The 15234-nt window shown below is 72.0% G+C and carries 17 protein-coding genes and 1 riboswitch; of the genes, 14 read left to right on the top strand and 3 right to left on the bottom strand.

The annotated features are described in order from the left end of the window. Positions 1 to 3: 3 nt before the first annotated feature. Positions 4 to 1215 carry an ornithine--oxo-acid transaminase gene (gene rocD / locus RQG84_RS10320; RefSeq protein ID WP_311209972.1) on the bottom strand — a complete coding sequence of 404 codons (1212 nt, stop codon included), beginning with the start codon at positions 1213 to 1215 and terminating at the stop codon, positions 4 to 6. 58 nt (positions 1216 to 1273) lie between these two features. Here rocD and RQG84_RS10325 point away from each other — a divergent pair, with 58 nt between their 5' ends. From RQG84_RS10325 to RQG84_RS10340, 4 genes are read left to right on the top strand one after another with little or no spacing between them, the layout of a single operon-like run. After that, the gene (locus RQG84_RS10325; RefSeq protein WP_311209973.1) at positions 1274 to 1780 is read left to right on the top strand and encodes a hypothetical protein; all 507 of its coding nucleotides are present in this window, start codon (positions 1274 to 1276) and stop codon (positions 1778 to 1780) included. A gap of 52 nt (positions 1781 to 1832) precedes the next feature. Next, on the top strand, positions 1833 to 2555 hold the full coding sequence (locus RQG84_RS10330) for a YcnI family protein (protein WP_311209974.1): 723 nt from the start codon (positions 1833 to 1835) through the stop codon (positions 2553 to 2555). Then, the gene (locus RQG84_RS10335; protein WP_162237275.1) at positions 2548 to 3066 is read left to right on the top strand and encodes a copper resistance CopC family protein; all 519 of its coding nucleotides are present in this window, start codon (positions 2548 to 2550) and stop codon (positions 3064 to 3066) included. The genes RQG84_RS10330 and RQG84_RS10335 overlap by 8 nt, the downstream gene beginning before the upstream one ends. Further along, positions 3063 to 5021 carry a cytochrome c oxidase assembly protein gene (locus RQG84_RS10340; RefSeq protein WP_055968363.1) on the top strand — a complete coding sequence of 653 codons (1959 nt, stop codon included), beginning with the start codon at positions 3063 to 3065 and terminating at the stop codon, positions 5019 to 5021. Before RQG84_RS10335 ends, RQG84_RS10340 begins: the two co-directional genes overlap by 4 nt. 95 nt (positions 5022 to 5116) lie before the next feature. Here RQG84_RS10340 and RQG84_RS10345 read toward each other — a convergent pair whose 3' ends face one another. After that, the gene (locus RQG84_RS10345) at positions 5117 to 5734 is read right to left on the bottom strand and encodes a superoxide dismutase (RefSeq protein ID WP_055968361.1); all 618 of its coding nucleotides are present in this window, start codon (positions 5732 to 5734) and stop codon (positions 5117 to 5119) included. 207 nt (positions 5735 to 5941) lie between these two features. On the opposite strand from RQG84_RS10345, the gene RQG84_RS10350 reads away from it, so the two are divergent. From RQG84_RS10350 to gcvP, 10 genes are all read left to right on the top strand, one after another. Next, positions 5942 to 6517 (top strand): CDP-alcohol phosphatidyltransferase family protein, encoded by a 576-nt coding sequence (locus RQG84_RS10350; protein ID WP_235492973.1) that lies wholly within the window; start codon positions 5942 to 5944, stop codon positions 6515 to 6517. Positions 6518 to 6526: 9 nt separating this feature from the next. Next, positions 6527 to 7339 (top strand): DUF881 domain-containing protein, encoded by an 813-nt coding sequence (locus RQG84_RS10355; protein ID WP_311209975.1) that lies wholly within the window; start codon positions 6527 to 6529, stop codon positions 7337 to 7339. A gap of 2 nt (positions 7340 to 7341) precedes the next feature. Continuing rightward, positions 7342 to 7674: a small basic family protein gene (locus RQG84_RS10360; RefSeq protein ID WP_055968355.1), complete on the top strand. Its 333-nt coding sequence runs from the start codon at positions 7342 to 7344 to the stop codon at positions 7672 to 7674. After that, positions 7667 to 8395: a DUF881 domain-containing protein gene (locus tag RQG84_RS10365; protein WP_311209976.1), complete on the top strand. Its 729-nt coding sequence runs from the start codon at positions 7667 to 7669 to the stop codon at positions 8393 to 8395. Before RQG84_RS10360 ends, RQG84_RS10365 begins: the two co-directional genes overlap by 8 nt. Before the next feature lie 73 nt (positions 8396 to 8468). After that, positions 8469 to 8846, top strand: a complete 378-nt coding sequence (gcvH, locus tag RQG84_RS10370) for a glycine cleavage system protein GcvH (protein WP_311209977.1) — start codon at positions 8469 to 8471, stop codon at positions 8844 to 8846. Between the two features lie 128 nt (positions 8847 to 8974). After that, the gene (locus tag RQG84_RS10375) at positions 8975 to 9409 is read left to right on the top strand and encodes an FHA domain-containing protein (protein WP_055968350.1); all 435 of its coding nucleotides are present in this window, start codon (positions 8975 to 8977) and stop codon (positions 9407 to 9409) included. Continuing rightward, complete coding sequence (locus tag RQG84_RS10380) at positions 9406 to 10122, top strand: MerR family transcriptional regulator (RefSeq protein ID WP_311209978.1); 717 nt, start codon at positions 9406 to 9408, stop codon at positions 10120 to 10122. The genes RQG84_RS10375 and RQG84_RS10380 overlap by 4 nt, the downstream gene beginning before the upstream one ends. Before the next feature lie 4 nt (positions 10123 to 10126). Continuing rightward, positions 10127 to 10588, top strand: a complete 462-nt coding sequence (locus RQG84_RS10385; protein WP_055968346.1) for a bifunctional nuclease family protein — start codon at positions 10127 to 10129, stop codon at positions 10586 to 10588. 178 nt (positions 10589 to 10766) lie between these two features. After that, the gene (locus RQG84_RS10390) at positions 10767 to 11357 is read left to right on the top strand and encodes a MerR family transcriptional regulator (protein WP_311209979.1); all 591 of its coding nucleotides are present in this window, start codon (positions 10767 to 10769) and stop codon (positions 11355 to 11357) included. 52 nt (positions 11358 to 11409) lie between these two features. Beyond that, positions 11410 to 11498: riboswitch (glycine riboswitch) on the top strand. A gap of 75 nt (positions 11499 to 11573) precedes the next feature. After that, positions 11574 to 14456 carry an aminomethyl-transferring glycine dehydrogenase gene (gene gcvP / locus RQG84_RS10395; protein ID WP_311209980.1) on the top strand — a complete coding sequence of 961 codons (2883 nt, stop codon included), beginning with the start codon at positions 11574 to 11576 and terminating at the stop codon, positions 14454 to 14456. Between the two features lie 13 nt (positions 14457 to 14469). Here the strand turns inward: gcvP and RQG84_RS10400 are convergent, their stop codons facing one another. Further along, entirely contained in the window at positions 14470 to 15234 is a 765-nt protein-coding gene (locus RQG84_RS10400) for an alpha/beta fold hydrolase (protein WP_311209981.1), read from the bottom strand.

Raw genomic sequence — 15234 nt, forward strand, 5'->3', positions numbered from 1 at the left:
CGCTCAGGCCTTGAGCGCGCGCTCGAGCGCGTCGACCGCGTGGTCGATCTCGTCGCGCGTGATGACCAGCGGGGGAGCGATGCGCAGGGTCCGCTCGTGCGTCTCCTTGCACAGCACGCCCTCGTCGCGCAGCGCCATGGACACCTCGCGTCCGGTCTTGGCCATCGGGTCGATGTCGACTCCCGCCCAGAGGCCGCGGCCCCGGACCTCGGCGACGCCCTGGCCGACGAGGGCCTGCAGGCGGTCGTGCAGGTGGTGACCGAGGTCGGCGGAGCGCTCCTGGAACTCCCCGGACGCCAGCAGCTGCACGACGGCGCGCCCGACGGCACAGGCCACCGGGTAGCCGCCGAAGGTCGAGCCGTGCTGGCCGGGCTTGAGCACTCCCAGGACGTCGGCGCGGCCGACCACGGCCGAGACCGGGATGATCCCTCCGCCGAGCGCCTTGCCGAGCGTGTAGAGGTCGGCGCGGACGTCCTCGTGGTCCAGCGCGAACAGGCGTCCGGTGCGGGCCAGGCCCGACTGGATCTCGTCGGCGATCAGCAGCACCTGGTTCTCGGTGCACGCCTCGCGGACGTCGGCCCAGAAGCCCTCGGGCGGGACCACGACGCCGGCCTCGCCCTGGATCGGCTCCATGAGCACGGCCGCCGTGTTCGGGCCGATCGCGTCGCGCACCGCCTGGGCGTCGCCGTAGGGCACCGTGACGAAGCCGGGGGTGAAGGGACCGTAGTTGTCGTGCGCGGCCGGGTCGTCGGAGAACGAGACGATCGTGGTGGTGCGACCGTGGAAGTTGTTCGTGGCCACGATGATCTCGGCGGCGTCGAAGGCCACTCCCTTGACCTCGTACGCCCACTTGCGGGCCACCTTGATGGCTGACTCCACCGCTTCGGCACCCGTGTTCATGGTGAGCACCATCTCGGTGCCGGTGAGCTCGGCGAGCTCGCGACAGAACGCCCCGAACTGGTCGTTGTGGAAGGCCCGCGAGGTGAGCGTGAGCCGGTCGATCTGCTCGTGCGCGGCCCGGACGAGGTCGGGGTGACGGTGACCGAAGTTGAGAGCCGAGTAGCCCGAGAGGAAGTCGAGGTAGCGCGTGCCCTCGACGTCGGTGACCCAGGCGCCCTCGGCCTCGGCGATCACGACGGGCAGCGGGTGGTAGTTGTGCGCCCCCCACTGGTCGTCGAGCGCGATGATCCCTGCGGTGGTCTGCGTGTCGGACATGGCCACCACGGTAACGGCCGCCGCCAGGTCGCCGAAGCCCCTGGCCTAGGGTCGTGCCGTGTCGATGATGCCCACCGTCAGCCCGCGGGGCGCCGCCGTGCGTGCGCTCCGGTCGGTGCTGGTGGGCCTGACCGTGGCCCTGTGCGGCGCCACGGCGCACGTGGGTGCCGGGGGAGAGGTCGGGGCAGGAGCCCTGCTCACGGTCGCGGCCGTCGCCTCGGCGACCACCGCGCTCCTGGCCGGACGTCGGCTCACGACCGGCCAGCTCGTCGGTCTGCTGGCGCTCGGCCAGGTGGGTCTGCACGTCCTGGGGTCCGGATCGGGTCCGCACGACGCCTCGATGGTCCTCACGCACGTGGTGGCCACGGGCATCAGCCTGCTGGCGCTGCGCCACGCCGAGGACCTCTGGTGGCGTCTGGCCGACGCCGTCGGCGACGTGCTGGCTGTCCCGCAGGTCGTGCCCGTGCCTGTCGTCGACCACGTCGTCCGGGTGACGACGACCGTCCACCGCGGTCGTCGGGTGGTCCGGACGGTCAGGAGCCGCGCGCCGCCCTCGGCGGCGTGAGCGACCCGACCGTCCTGCACCACCCGTTCCTGCACCACCCGGAGGTTCCTTCATGTCCATGCACCACTCGCGTCTGCCTGCCCGGCTGACCGCCGCTCCACTCCTGACCGTCGCCGCCGTCCTCGCCCTCGCGGGACCGGCCTCGGCCCACGTGTCCGTCTCCTCGCCCGACGCCGCGCGCGAGGGGTACGGCAAGGTCGTGTTCCGCGTCCCCACCGAGTCCGACACGGCCGACACCACGAAGCTCGTCGTCACCCTCCCCGCCGACACCCCGTTCCTCCACCTCACCGCGCAGCCCAAGCCGGGGTGGAAGGTCTCCATGCAGGAGGGCCCGCTCCCCGAGCCCGTGGAGGTCGACGGCACCGAGATCACCGAGGCCGTCCGCACGGTCACCTGGACCGCCGAGGGTGACGGCATCGCACCCGGTGAGTTCGACGAGTTCGCGCTCTCCGGCGGCCCCTTCCCCGACGCCGACTCGGTCCGGTTCGCCGCCGAGCAGACGTACGACGACGGCGAGGTCGTCGACTGGGACCAGGTGCAGCAGGGCGACGAGGAGCCCGAGAAGCCCGCCCCGACCCTCACCCTCCTCGCGGCCTCCGCCGACGGCCACGGCTCCGGTGGCCACGGGGCGGGCGCAGACACCGACGAGGCCTCGAGCGCGAGCGACGACCAGGGAGGCTCCGACACCCTGAGCAGGGTGCTCTCCGCTGCAGCGCTCGCCGTCGCCGCGCTCGCCCTGCTGGGTGTCGTGCGGCAGGATCGACGCCGTGCGTAGATCTGTCGGTCCTCTCCTTGCGGTGCTCGTCGCGGCACTGGTGGTCGCGGCGCCCCTGCCGGCGAGCGCGCACGCCGCGCTCGTCGGCACGGACCCGCGCGACGGTGCCGTGCTGGAGACGGCGCCGGCGTCGGTCACCCTCGAGTTCAACGAGCCGGTGACCCGCTCCGAGCTCGTGCTGACCGCGCCCGACGGGTCGCGCGTGCCCCTCGAGGTGTCCGCGCGCGACCGCGAGGTGACCGGCAGCGTCGGCGCGGACGCCGAGGCCCAGCGCGGCACGTACACGATCGCGTTCCGGGTGGTCTCGGCCGACGGGCACCCGATCGCCGGGACGTCGGAGTTCGAGACCACGTCGGGCCGGGCCGTCGAGCAGGTGGACCAGGCGCAGGACGACGAGTCGTTCCTGCACCGTCACGCCGAGCACCTCTGGTGGGCCGTGGGTGGTGGCCTGGTGGCCGTCGGGCTCATCCTGTGGCCGCTCGTCCGCCGACGCAGCGAGGTCGACTCGTGAGCGTCGTGCGGTCGAGCGCGGCGGCGTTCCTCGTCGCCGCCGCGGCCTGCGTCGCCGCCCTGAGCCTGGGCGGCGGCGCGCCCCAGCCCGTGCCCGAGGGTCTGCCCGACCCCGGGCAGCTGGTCGGGTGGGGCCTGCCGCTGCTCAGCGTCGTCTCCGACGCCCTGCTGGTCGTGCTCATCGGCCTGCTGCTCGCCGCGGTGTTCCTCCTGCCGTCGTCGAGCGACGTCGTGCAGGGCCTCAGCGTCGACGCCGTCCGTGGGGCCGCCCGGGCAGCCGCGGCGTGGTCGGTGGTGGGTGTCGCGCTGTACGTCCTCACCGTCGCGGACGTGTTCGCCCGCACCATCGGGTCGATCACCTTCCCTCTGCTCACCGAGCTGGCGACCACGTCCACGGGCGGCGTGGTCCTGCTCCAGGTGGTGGTCGGTGCCGTGGCCTGGGGCGTCCTGCGGTGGACGATCTCCGTCCGTGCCCTGGCGGTCGGCCTCGGCATCGTCCTCGCCTCCCTCGTGCCCGTCTCCTTCGCGGGTCACTCGGCGCAGTCGGGGTCCCACGACCTCGCGGCCCTGAGCCTGCTGCTTCACCTGGTCGGCGTCTGCCTGTGGGTCGGCGGCCTCGTCGCCCTGACCTGGGTGGCGTGGCGGGGGAGCAAGCGACTCACGCCCGCGCTCCGTCGCTTCTCCAGCCTCGCGCTGTGGGCCTTCGTGATCGTCGGGGTCTCGGGCGTGGTGAACGCCGCCGTACGCCTGCGCAGCGTCTCCGACGTCGTCGGCACCGGGTACGGGCAGCTCGTCATCGCCAAGGTCGTGGCACTCGTGCTGCTCGGCTGGTTCGGCTGGGTCCAGCGGCGACGCCTCGCGGACCGCGACGCGGGTTTCCTGCCGATCGCCGCTTCCGAGGTGCTGCTGATGGCGGCGACGATCGGGCTGGCCGTGGCGTTGTCGCGCACCCCGACCCCGGTCGGCGACGTGCTGACCTCCCCGGCGCAGGAGCTGCTCGGCGGACCGCTGCCGCCGGCTCCCGACGCGCTGCGCCTCGCCTGGGGGTGGTCCGCCAACGGTCTCGGACTGACGATCGTCGCGCTCGGCGCCGCGCTGTACCTCCGTGGTCTGTGGACGCTGCGCCGTCGTGGGGTCCACTGGCCGGTGGGCCGCACGATCTCCTGGTTCGTCGGGCTGCTCGTCGTGGCCTGGAGCACTGTCGGTGGACTGGGGGAGTACTCGCACGTGCTGTTCAGCGCCCACATGGTCTCCCACATGCTGCTCTCCATGGTGGCGCCGATCTTCCTGGTGCTCGCCGCGCCGGTGACCCTCGCCCTGCGCACCCTCCCGGGCCCGCGCCAGCCGGGTGACGTCTCGCCACGCACCCTGCTGACGTCGTTCCTGCACTCACGGCTCATGGCGTTCCTGACCCACCCCGTCGTGGGTCCGGCCCTGTTCGTCGGCAGCCTCTACGCGCTGTACTTCACCCCGTTGTTCGGGTTCCTCATGCGCGAGCACTGGGGCCACACGGCGATGGAGGTGCACTTCCTGCTGGTGGGCTCGCTCTTCTACTACGTGATCATCGGCGTCGACCCCTCGCCGCGACGCCTCCCGCCGCTCGCGCGGTTCGGCGTCATGCTCGTGACGTTGCCGTTCCACGCGTTCTTCTCGATCGCGATCATGTCGTCGGCGACCGTCCTCGCGCAGTCGTACTGGACGACGCTCGAGCGGCCCTACAGCACCGACCTGCTGGCCGACCAGTACCTCGGCGGCAGCATCTCGTGGGCGCTCGGCGAGGTCCCGCTGATCCTGGTGATGATCGCCCTGCTCGCGCAGTGGTTCCGCTCCGACCAGCGGGAGGCCCGGCGCCTCGACCGGGCGGCCGACCGCGATGGCGACGCCGAGCTCGCGGCGTACAACGCCCGGCTCCAGGACCTCGCCGCCCACGGCAAGCGGCGCGACCCGGACGCCTGACGGCCCGCCCTCGGCCCGGACGCCCACGTCCTGCACGCACCGGGGCCCCGCACCGAACTCGGTGCGGGGCCCCGGTGACGAGGGAGAACAGGTCCTCAGAAGATGACCTGGCCGCCGCTCGTGGCTGCCGTGAAGCGCTCCTGGGCGTCGGCCCAGTTCGCGATGTTCCAGAACGCCTTGACGTAGTCGCCCTTGACGTTGAGGTAGTCGAGGTAGAACGCGTGCTCCCACATGTCGAGCTGGGAGACCGGGATCAGCGTGGCCGGGATGTTGGCCTGCTGGTCGTACAGCTGCACGATGACGAGCTTCTGTCCGAGCGTGTCCCAGGCCGTGATGGCCCAGCCCGAGCCCTGGATGCCCAGGGCCGTGGCCTCGAACTGCGCCCGGTAGGCGTCGAACGAGCCGAAGTTGTCGTCGATGGCCGCGGCGAGCTCGCCGGTCGGCTTGTCGCCGCCGTCGGGGGACAGGTTCTTCCAGAAGATCGAGTGGTTGATGTGACCACCGAGGTTGAACGCGAGGTTCTTCTCGAGCAGGTTGATCGTGTCGTACGACCCGGCCGCGCGGGACTCCTCGAGCTTCTCGAGGGCCGTGTTGAGGCCGTTCACGTAGTTCTGGTGGTGCTTGCTGTGGTGCAGCTCCATGATCTTGCCGGAGATGTGCGGATCGAGTGCGCCGTAGTCGTAGGGCAGCTCGGGCAGGGTGTAGTCGGCCACGCGTCCTCCTAGGTCGGGGCACACGTGGTGCCCGCGGTTTCGAATCTGGTCGTGCTCGTTCAGTCTGTCAGTCGCTCCCGCACACGCAAGAGCGGCCCGCCATGCGGACGCGGGGAGCTTTCGTCGCGCCGGTCCGGGACGTCCCCGTCCGTGCGGTGCGATGCCCTAGGCTGATCCCCGCGATGACGGAGCAGCAGGAGGATCGACGTGGGTGAGGACAGGGTCCTGACGATCCCGAACCTGCTCAGCGTGGTTCGGATCGTCCTGCTGCCGGTCTTCCTCTGGCTGGTGCTCGTGCCCGAGGCCGACGTGCTGGCCCTGCTCGTGCTCGTGGTCTCCGGCATCACCGACTACCTCGACGGCAAGCTCGCCCGGCGCCTGAACCAGACCTCGAAGATCGGCGCGATCCTCGACCCCGTCGCCGACCGGCTCTACATCCTCGCCGTGGTCGTCGGGCTCGCGCTGCGCGACATCATCCCGTGGTGGCTGGCGGTCATGCTGCCCCTGCGCGACGTCTTCCTGTTCAGCCTCGTGCCGTTCCTGCGCACCCGGGGCTACAGCTCCCTGCCGGTGCACTTCCTCGGCAAGGCCGCCACGGCGGGCCTGCTCTACGCCTTCCCGCTCCTGCTGCTGGGCGACGGCAGCGGCACGGTCGCCGACCTCGCCGACGTCTTCGGCTGGGCCTTCGCCATCTGGGGCGTGGGTCTCTACTGGTGGGGCGGGGTGCTGTACGCCTTCCAGGTGCGCCGGCTGCTGGCCACCACCGAGCGCGTCCCGCGCTGAGGTCGCTGCGTGTCCGCCGTCCGTCCCGCCGAGAACCTGCTGGAGCAGGTGGCCGAGAACGCGCTCGACGACGACTACTACGTCGTGCGGGCGGGGGAGCCGTACGGCGACCGCTCCGCGACGACGCCCGCGGTCGGTGTCGTGGTGGCGGTCCTCGCTGCGCTGCTGACCATCACGGCGGTCCAGACGCAGAACGACCGGCCCGGGTCCGACCTCGAGCGGCGCACCCTCGCCGCCGACGTGGCCGACCGGCGTGACGTCCTCGCCGCCCGCCAGGGTGCCGCCGAGGCGTTGCGCGACCAGGTCGCCGCGCTCCAGGGCGGCGCCGGTCCCGAGACGTCGACCGACGTCGCCTCCGACACGGTGCTCGCCGGGGGCAGGGCGCTGCGCGGCACGGCGCTCGTGGTGACCATGGCGGGCAGCCCGGACGGCGAGCGCGCGGGTCGTCTGACGGTGCAGGACCTGCTGACCGTGGTGAACGGGCTCTGGTACGCCGGTGCGGAGGCGATCTCGGTGGGTGGCCAGCGCCTCACGTCGGAGTCGGCGATCAGCAGCATCGACGGCAACCTCACCGTCAACTTCTCGCGCATCGAGGTCCCGGTGCGCATCGTCGCCCTGGGCGACGGGGCCTCCCTGCGCTCCCGGCTGGAGTCCAACCCGGCGGGACGGTACCTCGCGGGTCGGGCCGACAGCGCCGGCATCTCCGTGGGCATGGCACCATCGGACGACGAAGAGGTGCCGTCCGCGCCCGAGGAGCAGACGGGCCTGCGTCGCGCCGAGCCTCTGCCGGCGTCGGCGGACGACGCGCGAGGGGAGGGCTGAGCATGATCCCGGTGCTCGGACTCGTGGTGGGCGTGGCGCTCGGGCTGTTCCTGCAGCCGGAGGTGCCGTTGTGGCTGCAGCCGTACCTGCCCATCGCGATCGTCGCCGCCCTCGACGCCGTCGTCGGCGCGCTGCGCGCGCTCGGGGAACGACGCTTCGACGACCGGGTCTTCGTGGTCTCCTTCATCTCCAACGTGTTCATCGCCGGCTTCATGGTCTTCCTCGGCGACCAGCTCGGCGTGGGCTCGCAGCTGTCGACCGGCGTGATCGTGGTGCTGGGCATCCGCATCTTCGCCAACGCGGCGGCCATCCGTCGCAGGATCTTCCATGCCTGAGTCCGACGACGCCGCGCCCGTCGCCCAGGAGTCCGGCAACCGGTTCGCGTCGCAGGCCGTGGTGGCCCTGCTCGTGGGCGCCCTCGCCTTCGGTGTCACCGTCCAGGTCCGCCAGGACGACTCGACCGACTTCGGGTCCCTGCGGGGGATCGAGCTCGTCGAGCTGCTCAAGTCGGTGGACGTCGCGAACGAGCGTCTCGCGGCCCAGATCGACGACCTGACCGCCACCCGCGACCGGCTCCTGAGCTCGCGCGGCGACTCCGGAGAGGCCGAGGACGTGGCGCGCCAGCGGGCCGAGCAGCTCGCCGTGCTCGCCGGCTCGATCGGTGCCACGGGCCCCGGCGTCCGGCTCAGCATCGACGACGCCGACGGCGTGGTCGACGCGGGACTGGTGCTCGACGTGCTCCAGGAGCTGCGTGAGGCGGGGGCCGAGGCGATCGTCGTGAACGACACCGCCCGCGTCGTGGCGCAGACCTACGTGCTCGACGACGAGGACGGCCTGCGCATCGGAGGGCGCCAGGTGACCAGTCCGTACGTGATCGACGTGATCGGTGATCCCGGCACCCTGGACGAGGCGGCGTCGTTCCGCGGCGGCATCATCGACATCCTCCGCGCCCGCGGCGCCCAGGCCTCGGTGGCCCGACGCGACACCATCACCATCACGGCCCTGGCTGACGTGAAGACCCCCGAGTACGCTCGTCCCGACGTCGGCGGCTCGTGAACCGGCCCCAGCTGATCTCACGGCCCCCCTCACGACCCCACCCCACCACGACAGCACTGACCAGGAGCGACGCGTGATCCCTGAGGACCTGTACTACAGCGAAGAGCACGAGTGGGTGCGCGTCGAGGGCGACGTCCTCGTCGTGGGGATCACCGACTTCGCGCAGGACCAGCTCGGCGACATCGTGTTCGTCGACCTCCCCGACGTCGGTGACGACGTCCAGTCCGGGTCCGTCGTGGGCGAGCTCGAGTCCACGAAGTCGGTCAGCGACATCTTCTGCCCGGTCGACGGCGAGGTGGTGGCCCGCAACGAGAGCCTCGACGGGGCGTCGGAGGTCATCAACTCCGATCCCTACGGCGAGGGCTGGCTGTTCAAGGTCCGCCCCGCCGACGAGGACCCCACCGAGGCCCTGCTCGGCCCCGAGCAGTACACCGCTCTCGTCTCGTCCTGACCTTCGCCGAGGGGCCCTGGGCGACCGTCCACGGGTGCTAGGTTGGACACCTGAACCTCGACCTCGGGGTCAGACATGGTCCGACCGTCCAGCCCACGCCCAGCACACGTACAGCCAGGAGTGATCCGATGTCCTCGCCCGGTCCCGAGCACGGCAACATCCCGGACGAGACGACGCACATCCCGTTGATCGACGCCGACACCGAGGAGATGTCCTCGACCGACGTCGCCGCGGTCGAGAACCTGCCGCTGGGCAGCGCGATGCTGCTCGTCCAGCGCGGTCCGGGTGCCGGTGCACGGTTCCTGCTCGACACCGAGAAGGTCTCGGTCGGGCGTCACCCCGACAGCGACATCTTCCTCGACGACATCAGCGTCTCGCGGCGTCACGCCGTGTTCGCCCGCGCGGGCCAGGGCTACGTCGTGAGCGACCTCGGCAGCCTGAACGGCACCTACGTGAACCGCGACCGCATCGACGGCGACATCACGCTCGGCGGCGGCGACGAGGTCCAGATCGGCAAGTACCGGCTCATCTACTTCGCCGGCGCGCAGCGAGGCCAGGCGTGACCCAGCCGCTGCCCGAGCTCGCGCGGCTCGGCATCGGCAAGGTCCTCGCCGAGCTCCGCGAGGAGTTCCCGTCGCTCACGATCAGCAAGATCCGCTACCTCGAGCGCGAGGGTCTGCTGGAGCCCGAGCGGACCCCGTCGGGCTATCGCAAGTTCTCCTTCGACGACGTGGAGCGCCTGCGCTTCGTGCTGCGCCAGCAGAAGCGGTACTGGCCCCTCAGCGCGATCCGTCAGGCCCTCGACGAGATGGACCGAGGTCTGGTCCCGCAGACCGACATCGACGGCAACATCCGCGTGCCGGACGTCTCGAGCGACGCCGACGGCCTGCCCACGCCCGCGGCGTTCCTGGAGGGACGCAGCCGGGTGCGGCTGAGCCGGGCGGAGGTGCTCGAGAGCTCCGGCGCCACCGAGGAGCTGCTCGAGCAGGTCGAGCAGCACGGGCTGCTCACCCGCCGACCCGGCCAGAGCGCCTACGACGGCGACGACCTCGTCGTCGTCGACGCGGTGGTCCGGCTGGCGGCCCTCGGGGTCGAGCCGCGCCACCTGCGCGCGGTCGTCACCGCCGCCGAGCGCGAGTCCGACCTGCTGGCCCGCGTGGTGCCGGAGCGTCGTCGGCGGGAGGACAAGGCGGCCGCCGCCGAGCAGCTCGGCGAGCTCGCCGCCCTCACCATGCGTCTGCACACCGTTCTCCTGCGCCACCACCTCCGGGACTGACGCCGTGCGTGAGCTCGACGTGGTCGGCGTCCGGGTGGAGATGCCCACGAACCAGCCGCTCGTGCTGCTGCGCGAGAGCGACGGCGTGCGCTACCTGCCGATCTGGATCGGTGCCGTCGAGGCGTCGGCCATCGCCTTCGCCCAGCAGGGCGACGCGACGCCCCGCCCCCTGACGCACGAGCTGATGCAGCGGGTGGTGGAGGTGCTGGGCGACGAGCTCGACGAGGTGCGCATCACCGACGTGCAGGACGGCGTCTTCTTCGCCTCGCTCGTCTTCGGCTCGGGCGCGACGGTCGACGCCAGGCCGTCGGACTCGATCGCGCTCGCCCTGCGGACGGGTGCGCGGATCGTGTGTGCCGAGGACGTGCTGGACGAGGCCGGCATCGCTTCGACCACCGACGAGGACCAGCAGGTGGAGCGGTTCCGCGCGTTCCTGGACGACGTCGAGCCCGAGGACTTCGCCTGAGCGGTCAGACGACCGGCTGAACCCTCAACCCTCGCGTGAGGGTTGCGACACGCCGGTGAACGCCGATGTGATTGACCGGGGGCACCCGCGGGCCTACCGTGAGACCACTGCCGCAAGCGAACACCGTTGTAGTTTCGCCGAGGTGGTCTTTCTTCTCCCCATCTGGAAGGCCAGACCCATGATCGAGCGACGCGACGACGCCCCGGCTGCTGCGGAGGCCGCCGAGGCCGCTGCGCAGGCCGGCGACCAGGGTCTGCTGTTCACCGACGACCTCGAGCCGCTGCCCCGCAACACCGGGTTCCGTGGCCCCACGGCCTGCAGCGCCGCCGGCATCACCTACCGCCAGCTCGACTACTGGGCACGCACCAAGCTCGTGGAGCCGACCGTGCGGTCGGCCACCGGCTCGGGCACGCAGCGGCTGTACTCCTTCAAGGACATCCTGCTGCTCAAGATCATCAAGCGACTGCTCGACGCAGGTGTCTCGCTGCAGCAGATCCGCACGGCCGTCGAGCACCTGCGCGAGCGCGGGACCGACGACCTCACCCAGGTCACGCTCATGAGCGACGGCGCGAGCGTCTACGAGTGCCGTTCCGCCGACGAGGTCATCGACCTGCTCCAGGGTGGCCAGGGTGTCTTCGGCATCGCCATCGGCGGTGTCTGGAAGGAGATCGAGGGCACGCTGCACGAGCTGCCGAGCGAGCTCTCCGTCTCCGACGACACCACTGCCGACGAGCTCGCCGCGCGGCGCCGCGCCCGTCTGACCAGCTGAGGGCCCGCCTCACCGCTCGCGCGTGCCGTCGCTGGTACCGTGAGCGTGCTGTCGAGCACGCGTGGGAGAGATCGCCCAGGCGGCGCCGAAGGGGCAATTCCTCCCCGGAACCTCTCAGGCACCACGGACCACGCGGACAAGGCGACCCTGAAGCACCCGTTCCGGCGGGGGTGACAGGTGGGGAGGGACCCAGTCGACGACCCCTGGAGCCCTCTCATGTCCTCTGACCGCCCCTCCTCCGACCGGCCGCAGTCGGTCCCGGCGGCCCTGCGCCGCGACACCGACCACTTCGTCGACCGTCACATCGGACCGCGCGCGAGCGACCAGCAGGCCATGCTGGCCCGGATCGGCCACGACTCCCTCGACTCGCTCATGCGGGCCGCGGTGCCGGAGAGCATCCGCGCCTCGGCTCCGCCCGCGCTGCCCGAGGCCCTGGGGGAGCCGGAGGCGCTCGCGACCCTCAAGGCCCTCGCGACGCGCAACAATCCCGGCGTCTCGATGATCGGGCTCGGGTACCACCCGACCGTCACCCCGGCCGTGATCCGCCGCAACGTCCTCGAGGACCCCGCGTGGTACACGGCCTACACCCCCTACCAGCCCGAGATCTCGCAGGGACGGCTCGAGGCGCTGCTCAACTTCCAGACGATGGTCGCCGATCTCACCGGTCTGTCGACGGCCAACGCCTCCCTCCTCGACGAGGGAACGGCCGCCGCCGAGGCCATGACGCTGGTGCGCCGCGCCGCTCGGGGCAAGGACCTGCGGCCCCTCGTGCTCGACTCGCGCCTGCTGCCGCAGACGATCGCCGTGGTGCGCACGCGTGCCGAGGCGCTCGACATCGAGCTGCTCGACGTCGACCTGGGCGTCGACGACGTGCCGGCCGACGTGGCGGGCGCGATCATCGCGTACCCGGCGGCCGACGGTGCCGTGACCGATCCCAGCCGTGCCATCGAGGCGGTGCACGCCGCCGGAGGGCTCGCCGTCGTCGTCGCCGACCCGCTCGCGCTCGTCCTGCTGCGCTCGCCGGGGTCGCTGGGTGCCGACGTCGTCGTCGGGTCGTCCCAGCGCTTCGGCGTGCCGATGTTCTACGGCGGACCGCACGCCGGCTTCATGGCGGTGCGCGACGGCCTGGAGCGACACCTGCCCGGCCGACTCGTGGGAGTCTCGGTCGACAAGGCGGGCCGACCCGCCTATCGGCTGGCCCTGCAGACGCGTGAGCAGCACATCCGCCGGGAGAAGGCGACGTCGAACATCTGCACCGCCCAGGTGCTGCTCGCCGTCACGGCGTCGATGTACGTGGTCTACCACGGCGCGGAGGGCCTGCGGCGGATCGCCGACCACGTGCACACCACGGCTGCCACGCTCGCGGCGGGTCTGGTGGCCGGTGGCGTCGAGGTGCTCCACGAGTCGTTCTTCGACACGGTCGTGGCCCGTGTGCCGGGCGAGGCCGACGCCGTCGTGGGCCGGGCTCGCGCCGAGGGGCTGCACCTGCGCCGCGTGGACACCGACCACGTGGCGGTGAGCACGTCGGAGGTGACCACTCTCGGCCACCTGCAGACCGTCTGGCGGGCCTTCGGGGCCGACACGTCGCACACGGCGCCCGCCCCGGCGGCCCTGCCCGACGCCCTGCTGCGCGACGACGCGATCCTCACGCACCCGGTGTTCTCCGAGCACCGCAGCGAGACGCAGCTGCTGCGCTACCTGCGCACGCTGAGCGATCGCGACTACGCCCTCGACCGCGGGATGATCCCGCTCGGCTCGTGCACCATGAAGCTCAACGCCACCGCCGAGATGGAGCCGATCAGCTGGCCCGGCTTCGCCGACCTCCACCCCTTCGTGCCGGCCGAGGACGCCGCCGGCATGATCGAGCTGGTCGAGACGCTCGAGTCCTGGCTCGCGAGCGTCACCGGCTACGCGGCGGTCTCGGTGCAGCCGAACGCCGGGTCCCAGGGCGAGCTGGCCGGTCTGCTGGCCATCCGGGCGTGGCACCGCAGCAACGGCGACGAGGCCCGCGACGTCTGCCTGATCCCGAGCTCGGCCCACGGCACGAACGCCGCCTCGGCCGTCATGGCCGGCATGCGCGTGGTCATCGTCAAGGCCACCGAGGCGGGCGAGGTCGACCTCGAGGACCTGCGCCGCACGTGTGCCGAGCACGCCGACGACCTCGCCGCGATCATGGTCACCTACCCGTCGACCCACGGGGTGTACGAGGACGGCATCACCGAGCTGTGCGACGTGGTGCACGCGGCCGGCGGCCAGGTCTACGTCGACGGTGCCAACCTCAACGCCCTGCTGGGCCATGCCGAGCCGGGCACGTTCGGTGGCGACGTGTCGCACCTGAACCTGCACAAGACCTTCTGCATCCCGCACGGCGGCGGCGGACCGGGCGTGGGCCCGGTCGCGGTGGCCGAGCACCTGGTCCCGTTCCTGCCGAGCCACCCGCTGCACCCGGTCGCGGCGCGCCGCGAGGGGATCGGTGCCATCAGTGCCGCCCCGTACGGGTCGGCCGGCATCCTGCCGATCCCGTTCGCATACGTGTCGATGATGGGGGCGCAGGGACTGACCGACGCCACGTCGGTGGCCGTGCTGTCGGCCAACTACGTCGCCGCCCGGCTGAAGGACGCCTTCCCGGTGCTCTACACCGGACGGTCCGGGCTGGTGGCCCACGAGTGCATCCTCGACCTGCGCGGCATCGCCAAGCGGACCGGGGTGAGCGTGGACGACGTGGCCAAGCGGCTCGTGGACTACGGCTTCCACGCCCCCACGATGAGCTTCCCGGTGGCCGGCACCCTGATGGTCGAGCCCACCGAGTCCGAGGACCTGGCCGAGCTGGACCGCTTCTGCGACGCGATGCTCGCGATCCGCGCCGAGATCGACCAGGTCGCGGCAGGGGAGTGGCCCGAGGGCGACAACCCGCTCGCCCAGGCGCCGCACGCCGCACGTGAGCTGCTCGACTGGCAGCACGCCTACCCGATCGCCACGGGCGTGTTCCCGACCGGCAGCACCCAGGACAAGTACTTCCCGCCGGTGGGCCGCATCGACCAGGCCTACGGCGACCGCAACCTGGCCTGCTCGTGCCCGCCGATCGAGGCCTTCGCCTGACGGTGCCCGGACCTCAGCGTCGGTCGGCCGCGTCGTCCCACCATCGGACGACCCGGTCGACCACGACGGAGGGGTGACGCACCCACTGCACGTGGTCGGTGGTCCCGCCCTCGGGGGTGGCGTCCTGCGTGTACACCCAGCGGGTGACCGCCGACGGCTCGCAGAACAGCTCGATGAAGCGCTTGTTGGCCGCCGACACGGCGTAGGCGTCGGCCTGGAGGTGCACGACGAAGGTCGGCGTCGACACCTTGGACGAGGCGTCGAACGGAGGCTCGCCGGTGCGCACGAAGTGCGCCCACTCCCGCATGAGCGTGGCGGCACCGGGTGCGCCGAACGCAGGCTTGGGCAGGTGCCCGAGGACCCGGGCGAGGACGGGGACGGCCGAGGCGAACGCCAGCATCGGCAGCCCTCCGTAGGGGTAGTACCGGTGGTGCGGGACGGAGGCGCCGACGAGCACGAGGCCGTCGGCCGTGCGTCCGGGGTCGGCGCTGCTCTGCAGGCCGATCGCGAGCTGCGCCCCGAGGCTGTGGCCCATCAGCAGGACGGGGCGCTCGGGGTCCTCACGACGGGCGGCCGAGACCGCGTCGGCGAGGTCGGCGATCTCGTCGCCGTAGGACCAGTCGGCCGAGCGGGAGGCGACCGGGGTGTCCGGCTCGAAGCCTCGTCGGCCGAGCGCGCGCGCCTGCCACCCCACGTCCTCGAAGGCGGCGACGAGGGGCCGGTAGAAGCGCGACGGCACGGCCATGGCGGGGGAGACGAGCACGATCGGGTCGGACAC

This window comes from Aeromicrobium sp. WCS2018Hpa-31, from assembly GCF_031843905.1.
GTDB lineage: Bacteria > Actinomycetota > Actinomycetes > Propionibacteriales > Nocardioidaceae > Aeromicrobium.